This is a genomic window from Mesorhizobium sp. M7A.F.Ca.US.010.02.1.1 (genome assembly GCF_004023085.1).
Lineage (GTDB): Bacteria > Pseudomonadota > Alphaproteobacteria > Rhizobiales > Rhizobiaceae > Mesorhizobium.
In genome coordinates this window covers 178054-203689 of sequence record NZ_RZRV01000002.1, presented here as the reverse complement: position 1 = coordinate 203689, position 25636 = coordinate 178054, and the positions used below count along the sequence as shown (strand labels likewise).

Genomic DNA, 25636 nt, shown 5'->3' with positions numbered 1-25636 from the left:
TTCCGGGCCTGGGGATTATGGATTAGCTGCCGGCATTCTCTGCGCAGGCGCCTACGCCGCTGGCTTGCATTGCCGTGCAAAGACCGGTGAAGCGACCCGTGACCCACCCGCCGATGCCGATGATGAAACCGATCGCGGCGACCGCAATGATTCCGATCAGAATGGAATATTCGACCATGGCAGCGCCGTTTTCATCGTCGCGGAACTGCCGGGTCATCGTCATGAGCTTCTTCATGTCAATTTCTCCCTTGGAGTTTGAACCCGACGAGACAGAGCAAGAGATGAAATCCATACCCAAGCATCCCCCGTCATCTCGATCCTAGGTCCCGAGAAAACGCAGAGTCAAACGGGATTAAGAGTCCCTTAACTTTCATATACGTGATTCGGCAAGAAGATTGCAAAGGTGAATCTTGCCAAGAGCTTGATTCTTTTCATTTTTCAACCGATCTTAACCATTCGTTCACAATTTCGCCCCGGGTGGGGCAGGATTGCGCAAGCATTAGCAATAATGCATATTCCTTTATATCTAAGGGTTTAGCTGTCTATCCTGGGCGGTTTGTCCCGGGATCGGATTGGGCCTGGAAAGCGATACCGACGCCTTGGCCACGAGACGGCAGCCATGTCAAATAAGCGCGTTATTACAGGCTCCTGATCTTAACTATGTAGAAAGTATTGATGGTAGGTCGACCACTTGGGCGCTTGTGCCTCCCGTGGTTAACAGTTAGTTTCCGCTAATGAAGGACTAAGGGGAGTATAAGCGATTATGCTGGGCCGGTTCATCAAGGGACCAAGTGAGTCGAAGGTCGAGGCAAAACCCGAGCCGTTCGCAGCGCTGGCTGTTGTTTCCGCAGTATCTCCGCCAGCTGAGATCGAAGCGCATGGTGACGATTTTCTGACGATCAAGGTCGAACTGCATCGCCATTTGATCGACCGGTTCAACCTGACCGCACTTGAAAGTGCTTCCAAGGATGAGATCCTGAATGAGATCCGTCCGATCGTGCGCGAGTTCGTCCGCGCTCGTGCGGTGCCGCTGAATGCGCGCGAACTCGATCAACTCACCAGCGACACCGCCGACGAGATGCTGGGTCTCGGACCGATCGAGCCACTGCTCAAGGACGATTCAATTACCGACATCATGATCAACACCCACAAGCGCGTTTTCATCGAGCGGCGGGGCATCGTCGAAGAGACGCCAATCCGGTTTCGGGACGAGGCGCATCTGCTGCGCGTCATCAACAAGATCGTTTCGGCTATCGGCCGGCGTGTCGATGAATCGTCGCCTATGGTCGATGCGCGGCTGGAGGACGGTTCGCGCGTCAACATCGCGGTGCGGCCGGTCTCGGTCGACGGCCCCCTGGTGTCGATCCGCAAATTCTCCAAGAATCCCTATTCGCTTGAGCGTTTGATGGCATTCAATTCGATCCGGCCACCGATGATCGACCTGCTGCGGATCGCAGTCCAGGCGCGCAAATCGATTCTGGTTTCCGGCGGCACCGGCAGCGGCAAGACGACGCTGCTCAATGCACTGTCGAGCTACATCCCTTCTAAGGAGCGGCTGATCACCATCGAGGATGCGGCGGAACTGCAATTGCAGCAGCCGCATGTCGGGCGGCTGGAAACGCGTCCACCCAATGTCGAGGGCAAGGGTGAGGTGCGCCAGCGTGAATTGCTGAAGAACGCGCTGCGCATGCGACCGGACCGCATCATCGTCGGCGAGGTGCGTGGCGAGGAAGCCTTCGACATGCTGCAGGCGATGAACACCGGCCATGAAGGCTCGATGACCACCATCCATGCCAACACGCCGCGCGATGCGATCTCGCGGCTGGAGCAGATGGTGGGCATGGCCGGCATGCCGATGACGCATGATTCAATCCGGGCGCAGATCGCCTCGGCCATCGACATCATCGTCCAGACACAGCGCCTTTCGGACGGCGGCCGGCGTGTCACCTCCATATCGGAACTGACCGGCATGGAAGGCAATGTCGTGCAACTTCAGGAAATCTATCATTTCGTCCGCCGTGAGGTGACAGCTGAAGGCAAGGTCATCGGAGATTTTCGCGCAACGGGTGTCCGTCCGCGCTTCGCTCCGGAGGCCGCGACGCTTGGCCATCATTTCGCCAAGGACGCTTTTAATCCGCAGGTGGCCCTCTGATGCCGACCGGTCAAGCTCTGCTCTACTTCATCTACATGCTGGCGGCAGCCTCACTCATTCTCGCCGGCGAGGCCCTGTATCTTTCCTTTGCCGGTCGCCGCTCACGGTCCATGGCAGTCAATCGCCGGCTGAAGCGGCTCGCCGGCGAGGTCCCGGCTGAACAAACGCTACAAGGGTTGCTGCGAGAGCGCGGCCTCACGGACTCCGGCGACTTTCTCTTTGGCATGGTCTGGTTGAACAGGCTCTATACCCAGTCCGGCATTACCGGGAATCCCCTGACGTTCGCCGCAACGTTCCTGTTTGCGGGGCTGGCGATGGCGTTGCTGCTGGCGATCTTTTTCAATTTTTCCGCTTTGGCATCGCTCATTGTCTTTCTGGTCGTCGGATTGGTCTTGCCGCTTCTCGTCCTCCGGCGTGCCCGCAACAAACGAATCCAGAAGTTTGCCAAGCAGCTGCCGGATGCGCTCGACATGATCGTTCGTTCGCTGCGCGCCGGACACCCGGCTTCGGTCGCGATCGGTCTGGTCGCGCGCGAAATGCCCGATCCGCTCGGCACCGAGTTCGGCATCGTCTCCGATGAGATCACCTTCGGTCTCAGCATCGAGCAGGCCGTGCGAAAGCTTTCGCAGCGTGTCGGCTTCGAGGGCCTTCAACTGCTATCGGTGTCGCTGTCGATCCAGGCGAAGACGGGTGGCAATTTGACCGAAATCTTGTCCAACCTATCCTCTGTGCTCCGAGAAAGGCAGAAGCTTCGAATGAAAATCCGGGCGCTTTCCGCCGAGGGGCGCGTGTCGGCCTGGGTCATATCACTGTTCCCCCTCGTTATGTTCGCGGTCCTCCAAATAATTTCCCCATCTTATTATGGGGGCGTGTGGCACGACCAACTAATATTCCCAATCTTCACATTATTCGGGATGTTGGCTTTGCTGGGAGATTTTATCATGTATCGGATGGTGAATTTCGATTTCTGACAGGAGCGAAGAATAACTTGTTTCCAAATATTCAGGATATTGGTTTCTTGGTGTCTATCGTCGTATTTGCGGCGGCGGCGTCCTTTTTCCTGTTCGGTGCGCTTGTCTTTTTGCCGGCTCTGCAGACACGAAAGCTTGTCGCGCAGAGCTTGATAGGGGAGGAAATTACAGACCGCCGGTCCATGCTTGGACAAGATCAGCTCGCCAAAATTGCGGCGCAGCGGCCGGTCGATGCCTATTTCAAGTCGATCGAGAAGGAACGGGATGAGCCAAACGCCTTGGAAGCGAAGCTCTTTCGCGCCGGCTTTTATCAATCAAGCGCGCCTCTGTTTTATACCCTGTCCCGTCTGGTCGCGGTCTGCGTGGGGTTTTTGGCCATCTATGCACTGTTGTCGCGGATACTGCCGCCTCAGCTGCCCGGTTTCATAACCTTTGCTGGCTCTGCTCTATTTGGCCTCGCCTGCATGGTGATTCCGAGCATCATGCTCGATCGCTTCGAGAACGGTCAGAAACGAATCTATCGCCGGGCCTTTCCCGACTTCATGGACATGATGATCACCTGCGCCGATGCCGGCATGAGTCTGGAGGCGGCGGTCGAACGTGTCAGTCACGAAATGGCTGCCACCCACAAATGGCTGGGAATACAACTGTCGATCATGAATTTGCAGTTGCGCGCCGGCAAACCATTGCGTGAGGCACTACGCGAACTCTCGGACCGGATCGGTCTTGACGAGGCGCGGGCATTGGCTGTGCTGTTCCGGCAATCGGAAGAACTGGGCACCAGCCTTACCGATGCCTTGCGTGTTTATAGCGCCGAGATGCGCAGCCAGAGAATTCTGAGTGCCGAGGAGCGCGCCAATGCACTCCCGGTAAAGATGATGATTCCGTTGGGACTGTGTATCTTTCCTGTGGTTATGATGGTGATCATGTTGCCGGTCATCATCCGGATGAAAGGCATTTTCTTCTAGTTTGGTATATGATTTGATCCTAATGTGAGTCGGGGACCCCAGGGGACACAATTTATGAAGAGGGTTATCGCGGCCGCGGCCTGTCTGCTCATGGCGGTGCTCGCCGGTTGCCAGACGGCGGACACAACCGACGGTGTCGTTCGCACCAACGAGCCGTCGAAAGGCGACGTGACGTCTTTTGGCGATGCTTTCGACGGACTGAAAACCGTCAGCGATGTCGAATATTATGCTTCGGACCAGGCCGTCGCCGAAGCCAAGAACCAGTTCCGCGCCGAAAATTACGGCAATGCCGGCGCGCTGTTCTTCAAGGCGACGCAGCTGGCGCCCAATGATGGTAACGCCTGGATGGGGCTGGCCGCCTGCACCGACCGGATCCACCGCTTCGACCTTTCCGACAAGGCCTATGCCAGGGCCTTCAAGCTGGTCGGCGCGACGCCCGAATATTACAACAATGTCGGCTATTCCTACCTGCTGCGCGGTAAGCTGCAGGATGCGCGCTCGAACTTCCTCAAGGCTTACGAACTGGCGCCCAACGACCCGACCGTCGCCAACAATCTGAAGCTTTTGTCGTCAAGCGTGCAGAACGTCGAGCGCTAGCATGCTGCTGGTCGAGGCGCTGCTGCTGAAGGTGCTCGCCATCCCTCTGCTAGCAAGGATTGGCTGGCTCGATTTCACCACCCAGAAAATTTCCAATCGCGACGTGCTGCTGCTGCTCTGCCTGGGCGCTGGGGGCCTGCTGCTGCTGTCGCTCCAGTCCGGCTCGTGGTGGGACATGGGGCTGAGCGCCAGTGCAGGGCTTCTGCTGTTCGTCGCGCTCTTGCCCTTCTGGGTCTTGCGCAAGATCGGCGCCGGCGATGTCAAGCTGCTGGCAGTTGTGCCATTCCTGATCAGCGGCGGCGCCCTCGCGGTGTTTTCGGTGCTGCTTCTGGTTTTCGCCCTGGCGACCGCGGCGATCGTGAAAAACCCGTTCATGCTGCCCGCGGGCGCTTTTCGGCTTGTCGTGCAGCATCTGGACCGCAAGGGCGTGGTGCCATTCGGCGTGCCGATCTCGCTGGCAGCGATCTGTACGCTGGCGTTCCTGATCTACAGGAGTTTGATGGTCGCGAGCAGCTCTGGAATCCTCAACCAGCTCAACTGACCCTGACATCTCACGCGGCTGAATTGTCAGGGAGATTTGACGGAGCAAACAAAAACCCGCCTGTGCGGCGGGTCATTGGCGTAAATCTGCACCATAGACAAAAATATACCATAGCTGAGGGCAGGGAGTCAAGAAAAAATTCCTATCGTGAAACGCTGCCAGGCGCAGCTTGCGCTCCGTTCAGTCCCGCAGCAGATCGAACATCAGCTTGAAGAAGCGGTCCGCATCGACCTCGTGGGCGATGCGGGCATTGTCCTTTTCACCGCGCTCGCCCCAGTAATCGGCGATGGTCGCGCCGAAGGCGTAGGTGCCGGACAGATCGACGCCGATATGGGCAGGGCGCGTGCGCACCAATGTCGGGTCGATGGCCAGTGCCAGCGCGAGCGGATCGTGCATGGCCCCGCCGACGCCCATCGAGTTGCGGTGCAGCTTCTCGTAGAACAGCAGCCAGTCGTTGACGAGCCGGCCGAGCGGCGTGTCGATGGTGGCGAGTTCGGCATATTGCGGCGCCTCGATCAGCACCTGCATGGTGACGTCGAGACCGACCATCAGGATCGGCACGCCGCTGTCCAGAACGATCTTCAGCGCCTCGGGGTCGCAGAACGCATTGAACTCGGTCGGCGTGATGATCTCGCTCTTGCGGTAGAACACGCCGCCCATCCAGATCAGCTCCTTGATCTTGGGCAGCACGTCGCGATGCTTGAGGATCATCAGGCCGATATTGCTGAGCGGGCCGGTGGCGACGACCAGGATCGGTTCGGGCGCGGCGCGCAGTCTGTCGGCCAGGAAATCGACGGCGTGCTGGTCAACCGGCTTGATCGTCGCCTGCGGCAGGTAGGGCGAGCCCTCGAGCCCGCTTGGGCCATCGGCGGTGCCGAGCACCAGCGGACGCGCCAGCGGACGGTGACAGCCTTGCGCGACAGGCACGTCGCCGGCGCCGATATACTCCAGGATGCGCAAGGCATTGGCGGTCGTCTTCTCGACTTCCGCATTGCCGCAGGTCGTGGTGACGCCGATGAGTTCGATGGCCGGCGAGCGATGCGCCATGACCAGCGCGATGGCGTCGTCGTGGCCGGGGTCGCAGTCGAACAGGATAGGAGTTGGCTTGGTCATCATGTCGTCTTTCACGCCGCCCGCTCGTAGCGCGCTATGGTTTTCTTGAAGCCGTCGAGGAAACGCCGGCCGTCGAGGCCGGTGCAGATGCGGGTGGTCTTGGGCCCGCCGCCTGGCAGCAATTGCCGGCCGCGATAGGCGACGGTCTGGCCGCGCGCCAGCCTGCCATCGAGCACGACATCGGCGAACAGCGGCTCGGTCATCGTCGCCAGGCCGGGATCGAAAGCCAGCGCCACGGTGATCACGTCGTCCATCGGGAACCCGACGAGGTCGAAGAATTCGCGCCAGATGTCGATGTAGATCGGAAAGCTGTCGGCGATCATCTCCAGGACCGGATTGTCCCTCGCGACGGCCTGCATGTCGGCGATGTCGTCGCGTGTCAGCATCGAATCGGCGACGCGGTTGTCCTCGCAGATGTCGAGCGGGACGAGGATCTTCTCGACATCGGCGTTGAGCACGATGCGCGAAGCCTCCGGATCGGCCCAGATGTTGTACTCCGACAAAGGCGTGATGTTGCCCGGCGTCTGGAAATTGCCGCCGAGCACGATCAGCCGCTTCAGTGCACCGGTCAGTCCCGGCTCCTGCAACAGCGCCATGGCCGCGTTGGTCAGCGGGCCGGTCGTCACCAGCGTGATCTCGCCCGGATTGGCCATGACCGTGCCGATGATGAAATCGACCGCATGTCCCGATGTAGCCTGCCGCACCGGCGTCGGCGCCGGCGGGTTGAACTTCTTCAGGCGATCGCCGAAACGGGCAACGAGCCGTCTTTCGAAATGCACCGGCGCCTCCATGTCGGCCTTGGCGTTGCCGACGATCGGCCGCCACGCGCCGGCGTGAACCGGGATATCGTCACGCCCGGCGAGCGTCAGCGTGTTGAGCACGACGTTGGTGACCTGTTCGATCGGGCCGGCCGCACCGGTCACGGTGGTCACCCCCTCGAGCCGGAGCTTCGGATTGACCGCTGCAAACAGCACGGCGAGAATATCGTCGCCGGCCGAATCCACGTCGAGGATTATGCGTTCCATAAAGGCTTCCTTCACTGGGGATTTTTGCCGCCGGGTTCAGTGTTCTTGTCTACCGACAGCAGCTTACGCATCGATTCCAGCGTCTCCGCGATAACCCTTGGACGCGCCCGGTAGGACAGCGCGAACAATGCTATCAGCGCGACGACATAAGGGACGGTGAGAACCAGGTAGGACGGATAGCCGAACGTCTGCAGGCGCAACGAAAAAGCATCGGCGAAGCCGAACAGCAGGCAGCCGGCCAGCACCTTCAGCGGATCGCCGTTGGAAAAGATCAGGATCGCCACCGCCATGAAACCACGGCCCGACGACATGTTTTCGGTGAACATGGTGATGTAGCCGAGTGACAGATGGGCGCCGGCGAGGCCCGCCAGCAATCCGCACAGCAGGGACGCGATGTAGCGGACGCGGGTGATCGAGATGCCAAGCGCCTCGGCGGCTTCCGGCTTTTCGCCGACGACACGGATATAGAGGCCGAGCCGCGTCCGGTTGTAGCAGACGACCAGCAGCGGCACGGCGATGAAGGCGACATAGACGAGCGGCGTGAAGCCGGAGATCAGCGGCGCCCATGAGCCGAGAAGGTCGCGGGCACCGGGCAGCTGGACTTTCGGCAGGCCGACGATGCCGTGACCGACGATCGAGCCGCGCGTGCCGAAGATCGCTTTCATCAGCGAGATCGTCATGCCGCCGGCCAGGATGTTGAGCGCCAGCCCGACGACCACTTCATTGGCCTTGAAGCTCACCACCAGGACAGCAAAAACCAGGGCGAAGACGAGCGCCGCCGCAACGCCGCAGGCGACCCCCGCCAGTGCGGAACCGGTCCAGATCGAACCGAGGACGGCGAAGAAGGCGCCGACCAGCATCTGCCCCTCGAGGCCGATGTTGAAGATGCCGGCCTTGGTGGTGAACGAGCCGCCAAGCGCGACCAGAAGGATGGGCGCGGTGGTGCGAAGCGTCGCCGCGATCAGCGCGACGTTGATGAGCTTGTCTAGAATTTCCATCGCCGCTCCCCTGCCTGGCTGTCGCCGCGCTTTCTCACCAGCACCTGGGCCGAGACGCTGAGGATGATCAGCGCCTGGATCACGGTGATGATCTCGCGTGATGCGCTGGTATCGACCTCGAGCAGCAGCGATCCGTTGCGCAGGGCGCCGAAGAACAGTGCGGTGAAGACGGTGGCGACAGGCGAGCCATTGGCAAGCAGGGCGGCGATCAGCCCGTCGAAGCCGAAACCGGGGGCAAATCCTTCCATGAAGCGGTGATGGACGCCGAGCGTCTCGACGCCGCCGGCCAGCCCGCCGACGGCCCCTGAAAGCAGCAGGACCAGGAAACCCTGCCGTTTCACGTTGACGCCGCCATATTCGGCGAATTTCGGCGCCGAACCGACCATCGAGACGCTGTAACCCCATTTGGTGTAGCGGAAGACAAGGGCTGCGCCGACCGCCAGCACCAGGCCAATGACCAGGCCCCAGTTCAACCGCGAAAAGGTGAAGATCTCCGGCAGATAGGATGTCGCCAGGATCGGCGGCGTCTCCGACCAGCCACCCGGCCGCTTGAACAGGAAGATGGTGAAATAGGAGGTGAGCAGCACCGCCACGTAGTTCGACAGGATCGTCGAGACGACCTCGTTGGTGTTGTAGCGGGCGCGGAAATAGGCGGGGATGGCGACCCAGGCCGCGCCTGCCACGACCGCGAGCGCAAGCGCGGCCAGCGTGTGAATGCCCGCGGGCAGGGGCATGGCAAAGCCGACCCACGCGGCGGCGAAACCGCCGAGGAACAGCTGGCCCTCGATGCCGACGTTGAACATGCCGCCGCGCAAGCCGATACAGGCGGCGACACCGCAGATCAGGATCGGCGTCGTCTGCAGCAGGGTCCCGGCGATCTTCTCCTGATCGCCGAAGGCGCCGCGAAGCAGTGTCATGAACACACGCACCGGGCTTTCGCCAACCATGAGGATGATGATCGCGCCCATCAGCAGCGCCACGCCGATGGCGATGATCTGGCCTGAAACGGCACGCAAATGGTCGTTCATCATGCGGTCTCCGCGGCGAATCCCGGCGCCGCCACGCCTGCCATCATCATGCCGATGCGCTCCTCGTCGGCGTCGTCGCCGGCTACCTCGCCCATGATCCGCCCGTTGAACATCACCAGGATACGGTCGGCAAGAGCGGCCAGTTCGTCGAGCTGCACGGAAATCAGCAGGATTGCGCGGCCGGCGGCCCGCTGGCGCATGATCTCGTCATGAATGGCCTCCTGGGCGCCGATGTCGACGCCACGCGTCGGCTGATCGATCAGCAGGAAGTCGGCGCCGTTGGTGAACTCGCGTGGCAGAACGACCTTCTGGATGTTTCCGCCCGAAAGCCGCTTGACGGCATCGCCGGTTGCGCGCGCGCGAATATCGAAGCTCTTGATCAGTGTTTCGGCGTTTTGATTTATGGCATTCCAGTTGAGCATGCCGCCGCGGCTCCATGGTGCGCGATGCTGGCGGCCCATCAGGGTGTTGGCCGCTATCGAAGCGTTGCGATCGACCCCGCGCACCATGCGGTCGCCTGGAACATGGGCGAGGCCTGCCTGGCGGATCGCGGCGGGGGAGAGAGCGGTGAGATTCCGGCCCTTCAGCCACGCCCCGCCATGGCTTGCCGGTCGCAGGCCCGAAAGCACTTCCGCCAGCTCCGTCTGACCATTGCCGGCCACACCCGCGATCCCCACCACCTCGCCGGAGCGGACGGTGAAACTGGCGTTGCGAAGGGCCGGCAGCAGGCGATCGTCGCGCGCCCACAGATCCTTCACTTCGAGCACTACATCGCCGTGCAGCGACGCACGCGCCCGGCGGTCGAAGCTGACCTCGCGGCCGACCATCATGTGCACCAACTCGTCCTTGCTGAGCTCGGCCGTCGGCCGGGTCGCCACCTTCCTGCCATTGCGCAGCACCGTCACCGTGTCGGACACTTCCATCACCTCCTCCAGGTGGTGCGAAATGAAGATCACCGTCATGCCCTCGGCCACGAAGCTGCGCAGCGTCTGGAACAGCTCACGGCTCTCCTGCGGCGTCAGCACGGCGGTCGGTTCGTCGAGGATGATGGTGCGCGCGCCGCGCACCAGGACCTTCAGGATTTCGATGCGTTGCTCTATGCCGACCGAGAGCAGCCCGACGCGCTCGGTCGGATCGACCTGCAGGCCGAAGCGCTTCGACAGGTCGCGCGTGCGCGCAATTTGTGCGGCGTGGTCGATCAGCCCATGGCGACGGATTTCCATACCGAGAAAGACGTTGTCGGCAACCGAGAGCGAGGGAACCAGCTTGAAATGCTGGTGAACCATGCCGAGGCCGGCCTTTATCGCCACGGACGGGTCGGCGATCACGATCTCTTCACCGTTCAGCCGGATCGAGCCTTCGTCCGGCTGCAAGAGGCCGAACAGGATGTTCATCAGCGTCGTCTTGCCGGCACCGTTCTCGCCGATGATGGCGTGGATCTCGCCGCAGCGGACCGCAAGGTCGATGCCGTCATTGGCGACGAATGCGCCAAAACGCTTGGTGATGCCAGTCAACTCGACGGCCATCGCGGCATTGCTGTGGAGGGTCGGCGACCCCGGCGTGTTCGACAACGTGGCTCTCGCAGATTGGACACTGATCCGCCGCGGCAAGCCGCGGCGGATCAGTGTAGCGCTTTCTTGGGAGGGAGGCGCTGTTGTTGGCTTATTTTGCCTTGGCGATCACGATCTTGCCGTCAACGATGCCCTTTTTGATCTCATCGAGCTTGGCGGTCATCTCTGCCGGGATCTTGGCGGCGATGTCATCGCAGACCTTGACCTCGACACCGCCCGAGGCGAGGTCGAAAGTGCGGGTGCCGGCGGTGATCTTGCGGCCCTCGACCTCGTCCTTGATCAGCGTGTAGACGGCGATGTCGCCGCGCTTCAGCATGCTGGCGAGCACATTTCCGGGAGCCGAGCCACACATGTCGATGTCGACGCCGATCGAATATTTGTCGACCGCGGCACTTGCCTGCATCACGCCTTCACCCGTCGGGCCGGCGACGTTGTAGACAATGTCGGAGCCCTGGCCGTAAAGCGCCTGGGCAAGTTCGCTTCCCTTGGCCGGGTCGTCGAAGGTTCCGGCGAAGACGGAGTTTACCTTGACGTCGGGCGCGGCATATTTAGCGCCTTGCTCGTAGCCGCCCAGGAAGTTGCGGATCACCGGGATATCTCGGCCGCCGACAAAGCCGATCGCCTTGCCGTCGCCGATCTTGTCGAAGGCGGTGCCCTTGGCTTCGATCATGCCGGCAAGCGCGCCGGCGACGAAGGATCCCTGCTCCTCGGCGAAATTGGCGTAGATCATCTTGGGGTTGTCGAGGACGCCATCGATGAACACGAAGCGCTGGTCAGGATATTCGGCGCTGACCTTTTGCAGCGAGTCCACCAGCTCCCAGCCCATCACGAAGATGAGGTCGTACTGTTTGCCCTTGGCAAGATTCTCGAACTGCTGCTGGTAGTCGAGCGCGCGATTGCCGGTGTCGACCAGCTTGAGGTCGATGCCGAAATCGGTCTTGGCCTTGTTGAGGCCGTTGACGATCGAAACGCCGAAGCCCTGGGCAAAATATCCCGAGATGGCGGCCACGGAAACCTTGGCCTGTGCCGCGGCCGGTCCGAACGAAATGGCAAGCATCGTGCCGGCCAGAAATAAACTCTTGAGCGCCCTTTTCATGTCATTCCCCTTCAGCTTTTTTCAGCTTTTGAAGCCACGCTTTGACCATCCCCACGTGTCCGCCGGGACAACGGCGAGTTCGTTGATGGTCATATGAGTTTAGGAGCGGCTTAACAGGCTGTCAATCGTCATCCGATGCAGTTTTCTTGGCCCTTCGCCCACTTGCTCGACGTCTGCGCTTGACAAATGTCCATGGGCATAATTGTTGATACTCTAATGAGTTTTTATGAACGACGGGATGAAGGAAGCGAACGATGCCGGCTGTGGTGGTCAGGAAATTTTTGGTTCAGGTCGAAGAGATATTCCATGAGGGCGGACCCCACGCGGCACGCCCGCTCAAGCGGGGCGCGGTCGTCGCGGTCATCGCCAACCCTTTTGCCGGACGTTATGTCGAAGAGATCACCGGCTTCATGGAAGACCTGAAGCCGCTCGGTCTCGATATGGCTCGGCGCCTGATCGACGCCATTGGTGAAGGCGGCCAGGCTATCGAAGGCTATGGCAAGGGTGCCATAGTCGGTGCCGCCGGCGAGCTTGAACATGGCGCGCTCTGGCACAATCCGGGCGGCTATGCGATGCGCGAACTGCTCGGCAATGCCAAGGCGATCGTGCCTTCGACCAAGAAGGTCGGCGGCCCCGGAACGCGCATCGATATCCCGATCACGCACATAAACGCCTCCTATGTGCGCAGCCATTTCGATGCGATCGAGATCGGCATTGCCGATGCGCCGCGCGGCGACGAAATGGCCGTCATCCTGGCGATGACCACCGGCGCACGCGTTCATGCACGGGTCGGCGGCCTTGCCGCCGCCGACATCAAGGGCGAGGACGGATTGCGATGAACCCGGAAATCCGCCGTATCATCACCATCGTCGAGGAAACCCGGATCGAAGGCGGGCGGCCCGTCGATCCGCCGACGCGGCGTGCCGCGGCCATCGCGGTGATCCGCAACCCCTATGCGGGTACCTACGTCGAGGACCTGTCGGCACTGAGCGCCATAGGCGAAGCATTGGGAGATATCTTGCCCAAGCGCGCCGTCGCTGCTCTGGGCATTGCCGGCGACCGGGTCGAGAGCTTCGGCAAGGCCGCCGCCGTCGGCGCCGACGGTGAGCTCGAACATGCCGCCGCCATCCTTCATCCAAAGCTCGGTGCCCCGTTCCGCGATGTGCTCGGCAAGGGGGCCGCGCTCATTCCTTCATCGAAGAAGCGCGGCGGCCTCGGCGTGCCGCTCGATATTCCGCTCGGTCACAAGGATGCGGCGCGGGTGCGCAGCCATTTCGACGGCATGGAGGTTCGTGTTCCCGACGCACCGCGGGCCGACGAGATCGTCGTCGCTATCGCCGTCACCGATTCCGGCAGGCCGCACCCGCGCGTCGGCGGGCTGACCAAGGACAAGATTGTCGGGATTGACGGCGTCGGCTGACCGTCAGGCCGCCAGGACTTCCGGCACCCGCATCGCCGGAGGCGTATTTCTGCTCCGGCCGGTCCGCACCACGCCGTCGATGACGACCATTCCAATGCCTGGAAGATTGCCCAGCGCCACGCTGTCGAGCAGCCCGTCGCCGGCACCGCCGATCGCTTGATCCATGAAGATCAGGTCGGCGGCGCGACCGGCCTCGATGATGCCGCGATCATCCAGTCCGCGCACACGCGCCGTGTTGCCGCTGGCAAGACAGAACGCCACTTCCGGCGCGATACCACCCAGCGAAGCCAGCATGGTCAGGGTTCGCAGGATGCCGAGCGGCTGCACGCCGGATCCGGCCGGGCTGTCGGTGCCGAGGATGACGCGCGAAAGTTCGCCGCGCTGCCTTGCCAGGTCGAGCACGAACAGTCCGGTGCGCAAATTGCCGTTATGGACGATTTCAAGCGCCCTCGAGCCCTTCTCGCAGATCTGCCGTATTTCCGCGTCGGGCAGGGCGGTTGGCCCGCCATTGACGTGGGCGACGATGTCGGCGTCGACCTCCAGCACGACATCCGCGCCGATGCGGCCGGAGCCGGGCAGGGATGGACCGCCCGTGTGGGTCATCGAGGTCATGCCGTATTTGCGCGCCCAGGCGATCATCTGCCGGCCGGTCGGACCGTCCTTGACGCCGCCAAGTCCGACCTCGCCGACAAGCGTCACGCCGGCCTCGGCGAGACTGCGGAAGTCTTCCTCGGTAAGGCCGGGTTCCAGGATCGGTGCCCCGGCCAGGATCTTCATGCCGTTCGGACGGAAGTTGGAGAAGGTGCGTTGGGCAGCGATCGCCAGCGCCTTCAGCCCGACAAGGTCGCGCGGTCGGCCCGGCGTGTGGACTTCCCCCGCCGAGATCATGGTGGTGACGCCGCCATGCACAGTCGAATCCATCCAGCCGATCTGGTTCTGCCGAGGCGTCCAGTCGCCGGCCACCGGATGGGCGTGGTTATCGATAAGACCCGGCGAGACCGCACAGCCCATCGCATCGATGATCGTCGCCGCGCTGCCGCCATCAATGTCGCCTGCCTTGCCAATGCTGGTGATGCGTCCATCGCTCACGACGATGGTGTCGGCGTCGATGATCGGTTGTGCGAGATCGCCACTCAGCATGAGACCGATATTGCGGACGACGAGCGTGTTGGCAGACGACTGGGAGTCGGACGACATCGGTTCTCACTTTTGCTGTTATGGAAAAAAGGACTGGACGCGGCTTATTTGCCGCCGTCGCCATTCGATGGGTCGTCGTCGTTGATGCGCTGGAGCAGGCGAAGCAGCGTCGCCTGCTCAGCCGGTGAGAGCGGCGACAGGAACCGCCGCCCGACCTCGACGCTGCGTTCGAGCCGCTCCAGCGTATAGTCGGTCCCTTTGCCGGTCAGCGCGATCATCGTCAGGCGTTGGTCGGTTTCGGAGGCGCTGCGCGTGATCAGCCCGTGTTTGAGCAGTTTGCGCATGACGATGCTGATGGTCGACGGGTCCATCGCCGTCAGCCGGCCGAGATGGTTCTGCGAGACTTCGCCATGCTTGAGGATCGTGGCGAGCGCCGCGAATTGCGTTGGCGAAAGGTCTTCGCCGGCCATCACCTGCTGGAAGCGCAACGTCGCGCGCTGATGCGCCCGGCGGATGACGTGCGCCGGGTGGCGGTCCAATTCATAGCCGGTCTCGGCGTATTGTTGCAGCACTTGCTCGCGGCTCGGGGGTGCATCGCCGCTCGGCGTTTTCGGCGTCGCGCCTTTTTCGGATTGCGGTTTCTTTTCAGTCGTCACACCGGACTCCTATCGCCGCTGTCTTGGATGTCGCCGGTTTGAAAAAAGCTCAAGCCGCGACCTCCGCTGGTTGAAGCGACCTCCCGTCGCGGAGGGCTGCGACGACATCAGCCGAATCGCTGACCACGCCGAAATGGGTCGCTATGTCATAGAGCGAGCTTTCCTGCTCGCGTGGTCCCGTCGCCGCGCAGCAATCGCTTGGCACCACCACCTCATAGCCCTCGAAAAAGGCATCATGGACGGTCGAGCGCACACAGATGTTGGTGACCACGCCGAAGATGATCAACTGATCGGTCTGCATGTCTTTCAGCGTCAGGTCGAGGTCGGTTTGAAAGAAGGCCGAGTAGCGCCGCTTGATCACATGGATCTCGTCATCGCGGGCGCCGAGATCCTCGATGATCTCCGGCCCCCAGCTTCCATCCAGGCAATGCGGTGTGCGCTTCAGCCATTCGCGCTCGCGTCGCATGCCCGGCCGGTGGCTGTCATGGACCCAGATCACCGGCACGCCGGCGGCGCGCGCGGCCTCGATCACGGCCAGTTGCGGCGCGACCAGCGTCTCGTACCCAGGCAGGACCATGGCCCCGCCGGGCTTGCAGAACTCATTGACCATATCGATGACGATAACGGCTGCACGGCGTGGATCGAGGCGCACCGCGTCATCGTGCCGATGTGAGGAAAAACTGTCCACGGACATGGCGAGCTCCTTTGACCGATCGTTGATGCTCATACAAAAAACCCTAGCGGATGCCAAGTCAATCCCGTTCGACGCAAAGCGTGCTGGTCGGCCTTGCGCACCGCGCTCCGACAAGCGTATGCGCTATTTGTCCATCGCGAAATGGCCTTGACAACGCTTGTCAGGCATGTGCTCGATTTGTATGACCATCAACAATATTCAAGCCGCTTAATTGCGGAGCCGAGGCCGAGATATGAAAACCATCGTCACCGGAGCCAGCGGCCTGCTTGGCCGCCATGTGGCCGAGGCTCTGGTTGCGGCCGGCCACGATGTGCTTGGTGTCGATGCCGTGGTGCCGGGTGAGGTCGCATGGCGCCACGCAACCGCCGATTTAACCGATCTGGGATCGACGCTGCAGCTGGTGCGCGATTGCGATGCCGTTGTGCATGTCGCGGCCATTCCGCGGCCGACCGGCCGGGCCGGCGGCGAGGTGTTCAAGACCAACATCACGACCGCCTACAATGTGGTCGAGGCAGCTGCCATGGCCGGCGCCAGGCGCTTCGTCTATGCCTCGTCCTTCAGCGTTTTCGGCTATCCCTTTTTCGAGAAACCTGTGCGGCCGCCCTATCTGCCGGTCGACTTGAACCATCCGGTCGGCGCGCAGGACCCGTACGGCCTGTCGAAATGGCTGGGCGAGGAAATCGTCGACGCGGCGGTGCGCCGGGGGGCCTTCTCGGCGGTCAGTATCCGCCTGCCGTGGATCCAGACGCCGGGTTCTTTTTTCGAGGGCGTCGGGCCGCGCCGCGCCACCGCCGACAGTGCCCGCGACCTGTGGGCCTATCTCGATGCGCGCGACGCCGGGCAGGGCTTCCTGCGGGCGCTTGAATGGCAAGGCGATGGCCATCTGCGCGTCCTCCTGAGCGCCGCCGACACATTCATGGAAGAGGAGACCGAAGCGCTCGTGCGCCGGGTCTATCCTGATGTCGCTCTGTCGCGGCCGATCGCCGGCTTCGGCGCCGTGCTCGACACGGTCCATGCGCGCGAAACGATCGGTTTCGAACCAAAGTATTCATGGCGTTCCTATCCAAAGCCGGAGACCGAAGGATGAAACGGTTCGACCAGAAAAAGGTCCTCGTCACCGGCGGCGCCGGCGCGATCGGCAGCGCAGCGGTGCGGCGTTTCCTTGACGAAGGCGCGCGGGTCGCCATTGTCGACCGCAATGGCGCGGCGGCGCGGCAATTGGCCAGCTCCCTCGGCGACGACGCCCTGGCGATCGAGGCTGACGTCACCGATGAAGCGGATGTGCGGCGCGCCGTCGCAACGATCGTCGAGGCGTTCGGCGGCCTCGACGTGGTGTTCAACAATGCCGGAATTTCCGGCGTCGTCGCTCCCGTTCACGACCTGCCGGTCGAAGACTGGGATACGACCATCCGCATCAATCTGCGCGGCATCTTCCTCGTGCTGCAGGCGTCGCTTCGGGCGATGATCGAGGCCGGGACCGAAGGCTCGATCGTCAACATGGGCTCGTCCATGGCCGGTTGGGACATCCTTTCGGGTGGTGCCGGCTATGTCGCTTCCAAACACGGGGTGGTCGGCCTGACGCGGGTCGCAGCGCTCGATGCCGCGCCTTACGGCATACGCGTCAACGCCATCTGCCCCGGCGTGATCGAGACGACGCTTGGCGTGCCGGTTTCCGGCGACGGCGAATTCAAGAGCAGCGTCCAGCATTTCGCCGACCGCATTCCGTTGCGCCGCATCGGCCAGCCGGACGATGTCGCGGCCGCCGTGGCTTTCCTGGCCTCCGACGAGGCGAGGCACGTCACAGGCGTGGATTGGCTGATCGACGGCGGCCAGACCTTGCAGAGCTGGGCCAACGCGCCGGCTGGCGGCGCGTTTCCGAAATTTCGCTAGGGTGCGGCGCCGGGGCGCGCTCACCGTGCAGCCTGTCTCGGCCTTCAATGGCGAAGTGTAAATAGTCGGACGTCAACGACTCCCGGTCGCCCGACCCCTCATGATTTACTTCACGCCGATGCCGGCGGTCAGGCCGCCATCGATCTTGTAGTCCGCGCCAGTGCAGAAGCCGGCCTTCGACGAACACAGGAAAGCGATGAGTTCAGCCACTTCCTCCGGCTCGCCGATGCGCCCGATGGGGTGCGCTTCGCCGAAGCGCTTGTAGGCGGCCTCGACATCGGCATCCGTGCCGTTCTCGCCGCGGGCGGCCTTCTCCAGGATCGGGGTGCGGATCGAGCCCGGGCTGACGGAATTGACGCGGATGCCGGAGCGCGCATGGTCGAGGGCCAGGGCACGCGTCAGCGTGTGGATGGCGCCCTTGGTGGTGGCATAGGCGGCGACGTTTTGCTGGCAGGCAAAGCCCTGCACCGAAGCGACGTTGATGATGGCGCCGCCGCCCCTGCGGACCATTTCCGGGATGCCGAAATGCGCTGTCAGATAGATCGACCCGACATTGACCGACATCGCCCTGTTCCAGGTCTCGAAATCGGTGCTGGTCGCGGTTCCGTACGGATGCACCGCCGCCGAATTGACGATGATATCGAGGCCGCCGAACCGCTCGACGCCAGTCGCGACCGCGTCGCGAACCTGATCGGGCACGGAGACGTCGGCGCCTATGACAAGCGCCCCGGCTGCGGAGCTTTCCAGTTCCCATTTCAGCGCAGCGTTGGCCGCGCGGTCGATGCCGCAGGCGACGATCGCAGCACCCCCTGCAGCGAGGCGTCTGGCGGTTGCGAGGCCAATCCCGGTCGTGCCCGTCACCAAAGCCACCTTGCCGTCGAAATCCTTCATTGGGAAAACTCCTTCATTCGCTGTCCGAAACCGTTCCTAGTTTGACACCCATTGTGGTCCAACAATAGGTTGCCGTTCTCTCGCAGAAGGAAGCGGCAATGGAACAGTGCTGGCGCTGGTATGGACCGAACGATCCGGTAACGCTCGATCATGTCAGGCAGGCCGGTGCGACCGGCGTGGTGAGCGCCTTGCACGATATCTACGACGGTCGCGCCTGGCCGCTCGAGAGCATTCTGGAGCGCAAGCGTGTCATCGAGGCCGCCGGCCTGACATGGTCGGTGGTCGAGAGCATTCCGGTCCACAACTCCTTCAAGATCGGCACGCCGGAACGCGAGCGCTACGCCGGCTACTATCGCGACTCGATCCGCGCGCTCGCCAAGGCCGGCATTGCGACGGTCTGCTACAATTTCATGCCGGTGGTCGACTGGACGCGCACGGATCTCGCCTATCGGCTGCCAACGACAGGTTATGCGCTGCGTTTCGACGCGATCGATTTCGCGGCCTACGATTTGTTTGTGCTGAAGCGCGTCAATGCCGAGGCCGGCTATACCCCCGCCCGCATCGCCGAGGCGGAAGCGCGGCTGAAGGAATTGAGCGGCGAGGCGATCGACAGGATCGAGCGCAATCTGATCGCCGGCCTGCCGGCAACCGAGCGCAGTTATAACAGGGACAGTTTTCGCGAGGCCCTGGCGGAATACGACGCGATCGGGCCAGGGGAGCTGCGCGACAACCTTGCCTGGTTCCTGCGCGAGATCATTCCTGTGGCCGAAGAGGAGGGGGTGCGCATGTGTATCCATCCCGACGACCCGCCCTTCTCGCTCTATGGCCTGCCACGCATCGTTTCGACCGCCGAGGATGCGCGTTTCATCCTCAACGCCGTCGACAGCCCCGCCAACGGCCTGACGTTCTGCACCGGCTCTTATGGCACGCGCGCCGACAACGACATCGTCGCCATGGTCAAGGAATTCGCCGACCGCATCCATTTCGCCCATCTGCGCAACATCACCATCGAGGATGACGGCTCGTTCCACGAGGCCGAGCATCTCGAGGGCGGCACGGACATGGCGAATGTGATTCTCGCTCTGATGCAGGAAGAGGCACGCCGCCGCCGAGAGGGCCGTGCCGACTGGCGTATTCCGATGCGGCCCGACCATGGCCATCTGCTCGCCGACGACATCGGCAAGACCAGGATCAATCCCGGCTATTCGCTGATCGGCCGGCTGAAAGGCCTCGCCGAGCTGCGTGGCATCATGCGCGCCATCGAGCGGTTCGAGCTGGCTTGAGCGGGCCCCTCAGTTCGGCTGGCAGGATCTGAAACTATCGCGCCGGTTTTGCACTTCCGCGGTGCTTATATGCCACATTGCTGAGAAACGCCCTGGGTCGCATCGCGCCAGGGCAGCCATGCGCTGCCGCAGTTCGGCGAAGCTGGGCATGGATTGTCCGCATGGCTTGACGACAACCTTGGTGATGCGGCTCGATACTGGCCGCTTCGACACCATCCAGTAATGGATTGTCACAAACACCGCGATCTTTAGGAAAAATCTCCACGCGCGATGCTTTGAATTACACTAAATCGATAGACAAAGATCGATCCCGTGCTGAGCGCGTTTGTCTGGGTTGTCATATGGCAAAATCTCCTATTATTCTCAATGGCTTCACCATGAATGCCGTCTCCCATGTCGCCTACGGCCTTTGGCGTCATCCGGCCGACCAGGCCTATCGACATGCCGAGCTGGACTACTGGATCGAACTTGCCAAAGCACTGGAGGAGGGCGGCTTCGATTGCTTGTTCATCGCCGACGCGCTGGGCCTTCTCGACGTCTATGGCGGTGGATACGACGCCTCGCTGGCAAAGGGCGTGCAGTCCCCCGTCAACGATCCGCTGTTGCTGGTCTCAGCGCTTGCCGGCGCGACAAGCCGGCTGGGTTTCGGCGTCACCGTTTCGACGACCTACGAAAAGCCATATCTGCTGGCGCGCAAATTCACCACGCTCGATCATCTCACCAAGGGGCGGATCGCCTGGAACGTCGTCACCTCGCAGCTCGACAGCGCGGCGCGCAATCTCGGTCTCGACAGGCAGGTGGCGCATGACGAGCGCTACGAGATCGCCGACGAGTTCATGGATGTCGCCTACAAGCTCTGGCAGGGTTCCTGGGAAGACGGTGCCCTGGTGCGTGATCGCGGCAGCGCCGCCAACCCGGACGGTCTCTATACCGATCCGGAAAAGGTCCATCCGATCGGTCATTCCGGTCGCTACTTCAACGTTCCGGGTCCGCATCTCTCGGAGCCCAGTCCGCAGAGGGTGCCGGTGCTGTTCCAGGCGGGCGGTTCGCCGCGCGGCCAGCGCTTTGCCGCTCGTCACGCGGAGGTGGTCTTTGTCGCCGGTGCCGATGTCGATGGCATCCGCCGCAATGTCGCTGAGGTGAAGCGGCTTGCCCGCGATGAAGGCAGGGCTCCAGGCAGCATCAAGTTCATATCCGCGGTCTCGGTGATCACGGATGAAACCGACGCCGCCGCGGCCGCCAAGCTCGCTGACTACAGGTCGCACTACGATGTCGAAGGCGCGCTGGTGCATTATTCGGCAACGACCGGCATCGATTTTTCCAGGCACGATCTCGACCAGCCTATCCGCTACACCGAAACCGATTCCAACCGCTCCCTGCTGCGCATGTTCGACGACCCGTCGTCGGGCCGCCAGTGGACCTTGCGCCAGGCGTTTTCCCCGGAGGGTGGTTTTGGGCGCGGCAAGTCGTTTGTCGGCGGTCCGAAGACCGTTGCGGACGAGCTCGAGCAATGGCTGGAAGCCACCGATACCGACGGCATCAATTTGACGCATGTGGTCAGCCCCGGCAGCTTCATCGATTTCTCCGCCCATGTCGTTCCCGAGTTGCGGCGGCGCGGGCGCATTCGCGAGGATCTCGGTCCCTCGCTGCGCTCCAGGCTCTTCGGGCGTGACAGCCGCCCGCCCGCCGATCATCCGGCGGCGCAACACGCTTTCTCGCAGGGCCGTCAGCCGGAGGCTTTGGTATCATGACCATCCACGCCACCGTTCAGCATGAACAGCGCAGCGATTTCCAAGGCTGGGCCGAGAAGGCCGAGGAGGTCGTGCGCGAACTCAAGCGAACAGCTGCAGCGCGCGATCTGGCCGGGGCCGCCCCGCATGCCGAGATAGACCTTTTGCGTCTGGCCGGCCTGCTGACGATCTATATTCCCAAGCGATTTGGCGGCGGTGGCGCGACGCCGGCCGAAGTGCTCAGGATCGTCCGCATCCTGGCCAGGGGCGATACATCGATAGCCCAGATCGTCATCTACCATCTCTTCGGCACGGCAATCGGATTGGACGGCGACAACAAGTCCCTGATCGAAAGACGGCTTCAAGGCTTTCTCTCCAAGGGCTGGTTTCATGCCGGCATCGCGCAGGCCGCCTATGAGCCGCTTGTCGAGGCGAGGCAGGTGGACGGCGGTTTCGTGCTCAACGGCGCCAAGCCTTTCACCAGTGGTGCGCAGGTGGCCGACACGCTGCAGGTCTGGGTGCGCTTTGCCGGGAGCACGCGGATCGCCGGCACCGATGCCAGCGGTCATATCGGCCAGTTCATCGTCGCCAACCCCACGTCAGGCCTCAGCTTCGGCAATGACTGGGACAATATCGGCCAGAGGCTGACGGTCAGCGGCAGTGCGGCGCTCGAAAATGTCGCCGCATCCGCCGACGATCTGGTCGGGCATTGGCCTGATGATACGGTTCATCCGCCGCATGCCACGCTGCATGTGCCGATCGTTCATGCAGCCTTCGGCGAACTTTATCTCGGCACCGCCCTTGCTGCCCTGGAAGACGCCAGGGATTACATCACCCAACGCGGCAGGCCATGGCTGTCCTCGCCGGCAAAGAAAGCCGCCGAGGACACGCTGGTTGTCGAGCGCTTCGGCCGGCTTTCGATCGCGCTGGCGTCCGCGCAGGCGCTCGCGGACGCCGCCGGCGAGGCCGTGCAGCGCGCCTTCGAGCGCGGTAAGGATCTCACCGCGGAAGAGCGCGGCCGCGCCGCGGCAATCGCCTACCAGTCGAAGGTGCATTCGACCGAGGTCGCCCTAGAAGTGACGTCGCGGATATTCGAGCTCACCGGCGCCCGCTCGACGGCGCGCTCGTTCGGCTTCGACCGCTACTGGCGCAACGTCCGCACCCACAGCCTGCATGATCCCGTCCACTACAAGGTGCTGGAAGTCGGTGACTTCGCGCTTAACGGCCGTGTGCCGCCGCCAACCTACTATTCGTGAGCCGAAGCATGGCAAGTTCCACCCATAAGGCGGTCAAGCCTCTCATCCTCAACGGCTTCGGTATGACCGTGGTCGGTCACGTGTCGGCGGGCCTCTGGCGTCATCCGAGCGACCGCGCCAACACCTACACCAGCCTCGAATACTGGACCTCGCTGGCAAAGCTGCTCGACGACGGCGGCTTCGACGCGCTGTTCCTCGCCGACGCGCTTGGCCACCTCGATGTCTTCCGGGGGACACCGGATGCGTCGCTGCGCACCGCAGCCCAGTCGCCGGTCAACGACCCGCTGCTGCTGGTCTCGGCAATGGCCGCCGCCACCAAGCATCTCGGCTTCGGCATCACCGTGTCGACCACTTACGAGCAGCCCTATCTCCTGGCCCGCAAGTTCACCACGTTGGATCATCTGACCAAGGGCCGCATCGCCTGGAACGTCGTCACCTCGGTTCTGGAATCGGCGGCGAAGAATCTCGGCCTGGAACGCCAGATCGACCATGACGAGCGTTATGATCTGGCGCAGGAATTCCTGGATGTCACCTACAAGCTCTGGGAGGGATCCTGGGAGGACGGGGCGGTCGTGCACGATCGTGAGAAGGGGCTCTACACCGACTCTTCCAAAGTCCATCCGATCGGCCATCTCGGCAAATATTTCTCCGTGCCCGGCGCGCATCTCGCGCAGCCCAGTCCGCAGCGCACGCCGCTTCTGTTCCAGGCGGGAACCTCGCCGCGCGGGCGCGAATTCGCTGCTCGCAACGGCGAGGTGGTGTTCCTCGGCGGCACCAGCACGGCCTCCATCCGCCGCTCGGTCGAGGCGATCCGTGCCCGCGCCGTCGAACTCGGACGGGCGCCGGATGCGATAAAGTTTATCACCGCGGTCACCGTCATCACCGGAGCCACGGACGAAGAGGCCGAGGCCAAGCACAAGGACTATCTATCCTACACCAGTGTCGAAGCGGCCCTGGCGCTGTTTTCGGCATGGACCGGCGTCGACTGGTCGCAATACCCACTCGACCACCCGCTCGAATATATCGAGACAAATGCCGGCCGTTCAGCCCTTGCCAATCTGACGCGGATCGATGCCGACCGGCGCTGGACCGTGGCCGGGATCGCCGAGTATATCGGGCTCGGCGGCATCCATCCCAAGCTGGTCGGCTCACCGCAGAGGATCGCCGACGAGCTCGAACGCATCGCCGATGAATCCGGCGTCGACGGCTTCAACCTGGCCTATGTCGTCAGTCCGGGCACGTTCGAGGACTTCATCGAATTCGTCGTCCCGGAGCTGCGGCGGCGGGGTCGCATCCGGGAACGTGGCGCGCCCGGCACCACGATCCGCGAGCGCTTCCAGGGAGCGGGCCAGCGGCTGCTGCGCGACGACCATCCGGGAACAGCCGCACGCGACCGCTCGAACTGGGGTACCATCGTCGAGGCGGCCGAGTGAGCGGCATCCATCTCCACTGGTATCTGCCGACCAACGGCGACAGCCGGGAAATCGTCGGCTCTGGCGATGATTCCCATCTCGGCAACGGCCCGTCACGATCGCGGTTTCGGGAAGCGAGCCTCGATTATCTCTCGCTGGTCGCCAAGACCGCGGAGACGTTGGGCTTCGAAGCCGTGCTGACGCCGACCGGAACCTGGTGCGAGGATGCCTGGATAGTCACGGCAGCACTGGCGCAGGTCACGACGCGGTTGAAGTTCCTCGTCGCCTTCCGTCCCGGCCTGATCTCGCCGACGCTGGTCGCCCACCAGGCGGCGACCCTTCAGCGCATATCGGGTGGGCGGCTGCTGCTCAACGTCGTCACCGGAGGCGATCCGCTGGAGCAGAAACGCTTCGGCGATCATCTCGGCCACGACCAGCGCTATGAACGCACGGGAGAGTTCCTCGAGATCCTGCGCGGCGTGGTCCTGCCAGCCGGTTCGGGCCGGCGCTTCGATTTCAGGGGAAAGCACTATGACATCGAAGGCGCCCAGATCGATTTCGGCAAATGGCCGCTTCCCGATATCTTCTTCGGTGGCGCAAGTGGTGCTGCGCAAGCGGTCGCCGCGCGCCATGTCGACACCTATCTGGTCTGGGGCGAGAGCCCGGCAACCGAGGCTGCCCGGATAGGCCATGTGCGGGAACTCGCCGCCGCGCAGGGCCGCAAACTAAGCTTCGGCATACGCCTGCATGTCATCAGTCGCGATACCGAGGCGCAGGCCTGGGAGGAGGCCGAGAGGCTGCTGGAGAGACTGACGCCGGAGCGGATCGCGCAGGCGCAGGCAATCCTGGCGCGCACGGAATCGGCCGGCCAGCGCCGGATGAACGCGTTGCATAGCGACAGCGGCACCGCGGCGCTCACCGCGCGCAGCGTGCGCGATCTCGAAATATCGCCGCATCTGTGGGCCGGCTACGGCCTGGTTCGCGGCGGCGCCGGCACCGCGATCGTCGGCAGCCACGAGCAGGTGGCGTCGCTCATCGAGGAGTACCACGCCGTCGGTTTCGACCACTTCATCCTGTCGGGCCAGCCGCATGTCGAGGAAGCCTATCATTTCGCCGAAGGCGCGCTGGCGGTCTTGAAATCGAAAGGGCTGCTCGCAGCCTGAAACATGTGCGGCCTTTGGTGGTCGCGACAATGGAGCATGACGAG

Annotated in this window: 25 protein-coding genes; 14 read left to right on the top strand and 11 right to left on the bottom strand. The window is 62.7% G+C overall.

The window, feature by feature from the left end; translation table 11 throughout:
* Positions 1 to 22 precede the first annotated feature (22 nt).
* Positions 23 to 235: a Flp family type IVb pilin gene (locus EOA19_RS02870; protein ID WP_128302622.1), complete on the bottom strand. Its 213-nt coding sequence runs from the start codon at positions 233 to 235 to the stop codon at positions 23 to 25.
* Positions 236 to 763: 528 nt separating this feature from the next.
* On the opposite strand from EOA19_RS02870, the gene EOA19_RS02865 reads away from it, so the two are divergent.
* The 5 genes from EOA19_RS02865 to EOA19_RS02845 are packed head-to-tail and all read left to right on the top strand — an operon-like array spanning position 764 to position 5229.
* Complete coding sequence (locus EOA19_RS02865) at positions 764 to 2152, top strand: CpaF family protein (protein ID WP_128302621.1); 1389 nt, start codon at positions 764 to 766, stop codon at positions 2150 to 2152.
* Positions 2152 to 3123: a type II secretion system F family protein gene (locus tag EOA19_RS02860; protein ID WP_128302620.1), complete on the top strand. Its 972-nt coding sequence runs from the start codon at positions 2152 to 2154 to the stop codon at positions 3121 to 3123. Before EOA19_RS02865 ends, EOA19_RS02860 begins: the two co-directional genes overlap by 1 nt.
* Before the next feature lie 17 nt (positions 3124 to 3140).
* Positions 3141 to 4091, top strand: a complete 951-nt coding sequence (locus EOA19_RS02855; protein ID WP_128302619.1) for a type II secretion system F family protein — start codon at positions 3141 to 3143, stop codon at positions 4089 to 4091.
* 54 nt (positions 4092 to 4145) lie between these two features.
* A complete protein-coding gene (locus EOA19_RS02850; protein ID WP_064994625.1) occupies positions 4146 to 4688 on the top strand; it encodes a tetratricopeptide repeat protein in 543 nt (180 codons plus the stop codon).
* A gap of 1 nt (position 4689) precedes the next feature.
* Positions 4690 to 5229: a prepilin peptidase gene (locus tag EOA19_RS02845; protein ID WP_128302618.1), complete on the top strand. Its 540-nt coding sequence runs from the start codon at positions 4690 to 4692 to the stop codon at positions 5227 to 5229.
* Positions 5230 to 5409: 180 nt separating this feature from the next.
* On the opposite strand, the gene EOA19_RS02840 is transcribed toward EOA19_RS02845, so the two are convergent.
* From EOA19_RS02840 to EOA19_RS02815, 6 genes are all read right to left on the bottom strand, one after another.
* On the bottom strand, positions 5410 to 6357 hold the full coding sequence (locus EOA19_RS02840) for a nucleoside hydrolase (RefSeq protein WP_024502284.1): 948 nt from the start codon (positions 6355 to 6357) through the stop codon (positions 5410 to 5412).
* Entirely contained in the window at positions 6354 to 7367 is a 1014-nt protein-coding gene (locus EOA19_RS02835; RefSeq protein WP_128302617.1) for a nucleoside hydrolase, read from the bottom strand. Before EOA19_RS02835 ends, EOA19_RS02840 begins: the two co-directional genes overlap by 4 nt.
* 11 nt (positions 7368 to 7378) lie before the next feature.
* Entirely contained in the window at positions 7379 to 8365 is a 987-nt protein-coding gene (locus EOA19_RS02830; RefSeq protein WP_128302616.1) for an ABC transporter permease, read from the bottom strand.
* The gene (locus EOA19_RS02825; protein WP_164892824.1) at positions 8353 to 9396 is read right to left on the bottom strand and encodes an ABC transporter permease; all 1044 of its coding nucleotides are present in this window, start codon (positions 9394 to 9396) and stop codon (positions 8353 to 8355) included. Before EOA19_RS02825 ends, EOA19_RS02830 begins: the two co-directional genes overlap by 13 nt.
* Positions 9393 to 10964, bottom strand: a complete 1572-nt coding sequence (locus EOA19_RS02820; protein ID WP_164892823.1) for an ABC transporter ATP-binding protein — start codon at positions 10962 to 10964, stop codon at positions 9393 to 9395. Before EOA19_RS02820 ends, EOA19_RS02825 begins: the two co-directional genes overlap by 4 nt.
* Before the next feature lie 91 nt (positions 10965 to 11055).
* Complete coding sequence (locus EOA19_RS02815) at positions 11056 to 12060, bottom strand: BMP family ABC transporter substrate-binding protein (RefSeq protein ID WP_013530296.1); 1005 nt, start codon at positions 12058 to 12060, stop codon at positions 11056 to 11058.
* Between the two features lie 254 nt (positions 12061 to 12314).
* Here EOA19_RS02815 and EOA19_RS02810 point away from each other — a divergent pair, with 254 nt between their 5' ends.
* Positions 12315 to 12899, top strand: a complete 585-nt coding sequence (locus EOA19_RS02810; RefSeq protein WP_023809103.1) for an amino acid synthesis family protein — start codon at positions 12315 to 12317, stop codon at positions 12897 to 12899.
* Positions 12896 to 13480, top strand: a complete 585-nt coding sequence (locus EOA19_RS02805; protein WP_023809102.1) for an amino acid synthesis family protein — start codon at positions 12896 to 12898, stop codon at positions 13478 to 13480. Before EOA19_RS02810 ends, EOA19_RS02805 begins: the two co-directional genes overlap by 4 nt.
* A 3-nt stretch (positions 13481 to 13483) precedes the next feature.
* On the opposite strand, the gene EOA19_RS02800 is transcribed toward EOA19_RS02805, so the two are convergent.
* From EOA19_RS02800 to EOA19_RS02790, 3 genes are read right to left on the bottom strand one after another with little or no spacing between them, the layout of a single operon-like run.
* Positions 13484 to 14677 (bottom strand): amidohydrolase family protein, encoded by a 1194-nt coding sequence (locus tag EOA19_RS02800; protein WP_023809101.1) that lies wholly within the window; start codon positions 14675 to 14677, stop codon positions 13484 to 13486.
* Positions 14678 to 14721: 44 nt separating this feature from the next.
* Entirely contained in the window at positions 14722 to 15273 is a 552-nt protein-coding gene (locus EOA19_RS02795; protein ID WP_023809100.1) for a MarR family winged helix-turn-helix transcriptional regulator, read from the bottom strand.
* A gap of 49 nt (positions 15274 to 15322) precedes the next feature.
* On the bottom strand, positions 15323 to 15967 hold the full coding sequence (locus EOA19_RS02790) for an isochorismatase family cysteine hydrolase (protein ID WP_128302615.1): 645 nt from the start codon (positions 15965 to 15967) through the stop codon (positions 15323 to 15325).
* A 232-nt stretch (positions 15968 to 16199) separates the two neighbouring features.
* On the opposite strand from EOA19_RS02790, the gene EOA19_RS02785 reads away from it, so the two are divergent.
* Both EOA19_RS02785 and EOA19_RS02780 read left to right on the top strand, forming a co-directional pair.
* On the top strand, positions 16200 to 17054 hold the full coding sequence (locus EOA19_RS02785; protein WP_128302614.1) for an NAD(P)-dependent oxidoreductase: 855 nt from the start codon (positions 16200 to 16202) through the stop codon (positions 17052 to 17054).
* Positions 17051 to 17857 carry an SDR family NAD(P)-dependent oxidoreductase gene (locus tag EOA19_RS02780; protein WP_023809097.1) on the top strand — a complete coding sequence of 269 codons (807 nt, stop codon included), beginning with the start codon at positions 17051 to 17053 and terminating at the stop codon, positions 17855 to 17857. The genes EOA19_RS02785 and EOA19_RS02780 overlap by 4 nt, the downstream gene beginning before the upstream one ends.
* A gap of 105 nt (positions 17858 to 17962) precedes the next feature.
* Here the strand turns inward: EOA19_RS02780 and EOA19_RS02775 are convergent, their stop codons facing one another.
* Positions 17963 to 18748, bottom strand: a complete 786-nt coding sequence (locus tag EOA19_RS02775) for an SDR family oxidoreductase (RefSeq protein WP_128302613.1) — start codon at positions 18746 to 18748, stop codon at positions 17963 to 17965.
* A 98-nt stretch (positions 18749 to 18846) separates the two neighbouring features.
* On the opposite strand from EOA19_RS02775, the gene uxuA reads away from it, so the two are divergent.
* From uxuA to EOA19_RS02750, 5 genes are all read left to right on the top strand, one after another.
* Entirely contained in the window at positions 18847 to 20031 is a 1185-nt protein-coding gene (gene uxuA / locus EOA19_RS02770) for a mannonate dehydratase (protein WP_128302612.1), read from the top strand.
* Positions 20032 to 20372: 341 nt separating this feature from the next.
* On the top strand, positions 20373 to 21782 hold the full coding sequence (locus tag EOA19_RS02765; protein ID WP_128302611.1) for an LLM class flavin-dependent oxidoreductase: 1410 nt from the start codon (positions 20373 to 20375) through the stop codon (positions 21780 to 21782).
* A complete protein-coding gene (locus EOA19_RS02760; RefSeq protein WP_128302610.1) occupies positions 21779 to 23017 on the top strand; it encodes an acyl-CoA dehydrogenase family protein in 1239 nt (412 codons plus the stop codon). The genes EOA19_RS02765 and EOA19_RS02760 overlap by 4 nt, the downstream gene beginning before the upstream one ends.
* Positions 23018 to 23025: 8 nt before the next feature.
* Positions 23026 to 24450, top strand: coding sequence for an LLM class flavin-dependent oxidoreductase (locus EOA19_RS02755; RefSeq protein WP_128302609.1), 1425 nt, complete (start codon positions 23026 to 23028; stop codon positions 24448 to 24450).
* A complete protein-coding gene (locus EOA19_RS02750; RefSeq protein ID WP_164892822.1) occupies positions 24447 to 25592 on the top strand; it encodes an LLM class flavin-dependent oxidoreductase in 1146 nt (381 codons plus the stop codon). The genes EOA19_RS02755 and EOA19_RS02750 overlap by 4 nt, the downstream gene beginning before the upstream one ends.
* The last annotated feature ends 44 nt before the right edge of the window (positions 25593 to 25636 follow it).

What these genes read in the sequence shown, in the direction of transcription:
- EOA19_RS02870 (WP_128302622.1), bottom strand. Translation starts at nt 235, where the DNA reads ATGAAGAAGCTCATGACGATGACCCGGCAGTTCCGCGACGATGAAAAC.
- EOA19_RS02865 (WP_128302621.1), top strand. Translation starts at nt 764, where the DNA reads ATGCTGGGCCGGTTCATCAAGGGACCAAGTGAGTCGAAGGTCGAGGCA.
- EOA19_RS02860 (WP_128302620.1), top strand. Translation starts at nt 2,152, where the DNA reads ATGCCGACCGGTCAAGCTCTGCTCTACTTCATCTACATGCTGGCGGCA.
- EOA19_RS02850 (WP_064994625.1), top strand. Translation starts at nt 4,146, where the DNA reads ATGAAGAGGGTTATCGCGGCCGCGGCCTGTCTGCTCATGGCGGTGCTC.
- EOA19_RS02845 (WP_128302618.1), top strand. Translation starts at nt 4,690, where the DNA reads ATGCTGCTGGTCGAGGCGCTGCTGCTGAAGGTGCTCGCCATCCCTCTG.
- EOA19_RS02835 (WP_128302617.1), bottom strand. Translation starts at nt 7,367, where the DNA reads ATGGAACGCATAATCCTCGACGTGGATTCGGCCGGCGACGATATTCTC.
- EOA19_RS02830 (WP_128302616.1), bottom strand. Translation starts at nt 8,365, where the DNA reads ATGGAAATTCTAGACAAGCTCATCAACGTCGCGCTGATCGCGGCGACG.
- EOA19_RS02825 (WP_164892824.1), bottom strand. Translation starts at nt 9,396, where the DNA reads ATGATGAACGACCATTTGCGTGCCGTTTCAGGCCAGATCATCGCCATC.
- EOA19_RS02815 (WP_013530296.1), bottom strand. Translation starts at nt 12,060, where the DNA reads ATGAAAAGGGCGCTCAAGAGTTTATTTCTGGCCGGCACGATGCTTGCC.
- EOA19_RS02810 (WP_023809103.1), top strand. Translation starts at nt 12,315, where the DNA reads ATGCCGGCTGTGGTGGTCAGGAAATTTTTGGTTCAGGTCGAAGAGATA.
- EOA19_RS02805 (WP_023809102.1), top strand. Translation starts at nt 12,896, where the DNA reads ATGAACCCGGAAATCCGCCGTATCATCACCATCGTCGAGGAAACCCGG.
- EOA19_RS02800 (WP_023809101.1), bottom strand. Translation starts at nt 14,677, where the DNA reads ATGTCGTCCGACTCCCAGTCGTCTGCCAACACGCTCGTCGTCCGCAAT.
- EOA19_RS02790 (WP_128302615.1), bottom strand. Translation starts at nt 15,967, where the DNA reads ATGTCCGTGGACAGTTTTTCCTCACATCGGCACGATGACGCGGTGCGC.
- EOA19_RS02785 (WP_128302614.1), top strand. Translation starts at nt 16,200, where the DNA reads ATGAAAACCATCGTCACCGGAGCCAGCGGCCTGCTTGGCCGCCATGTG.
- EOA19_RS02780 (WP_023809097.1), top strand. Translation starts at nt 17,051, where the DNA reads ATGAAACGGTTCGACCAGAAAAAGGTCCTCGTCACCGGCGGCGCCGGC.
- EOA19_RS02775 (WP_128302613.1), bottom strand. Translation starts at nt 18,748, where the DNA reads ATGAAGGATTTCGACGGCAAGGTGGCTTTGGTGACGGGCACGACCGGG.
- uxuA (WP_128302612.1), top strand. Translation starts at nt 18,847, where the DNA reads ATGGAACAGTGCTGGCGCTGGTATGGACCGAACGATCCGGTAACGCTC.
- EOA19_RS02765 (WP_128302611.1), top strand. Translation starts at nt 20,373, where the DNA reads ATGGCAAAATCTCCTATTATTCTCAATGGCTTCACCATGAATGCCGTC.
- EOA19_RS02760 (WP_128302610.1), top strand. Translation starts at nt 21,779, where the DNA reads ATGACCATCCACGCCACCGTTCAGCATGAACAGCGCAGCGATTTCCAA.
- EOA19_RS02755 (WP_128302609.1), top strand. Translation starts at nt 23,026, where the DNA reads ATGGCAAGTTCCACCCATAAGGCGGTCAAGCCTCTCATCCTCAACGGC.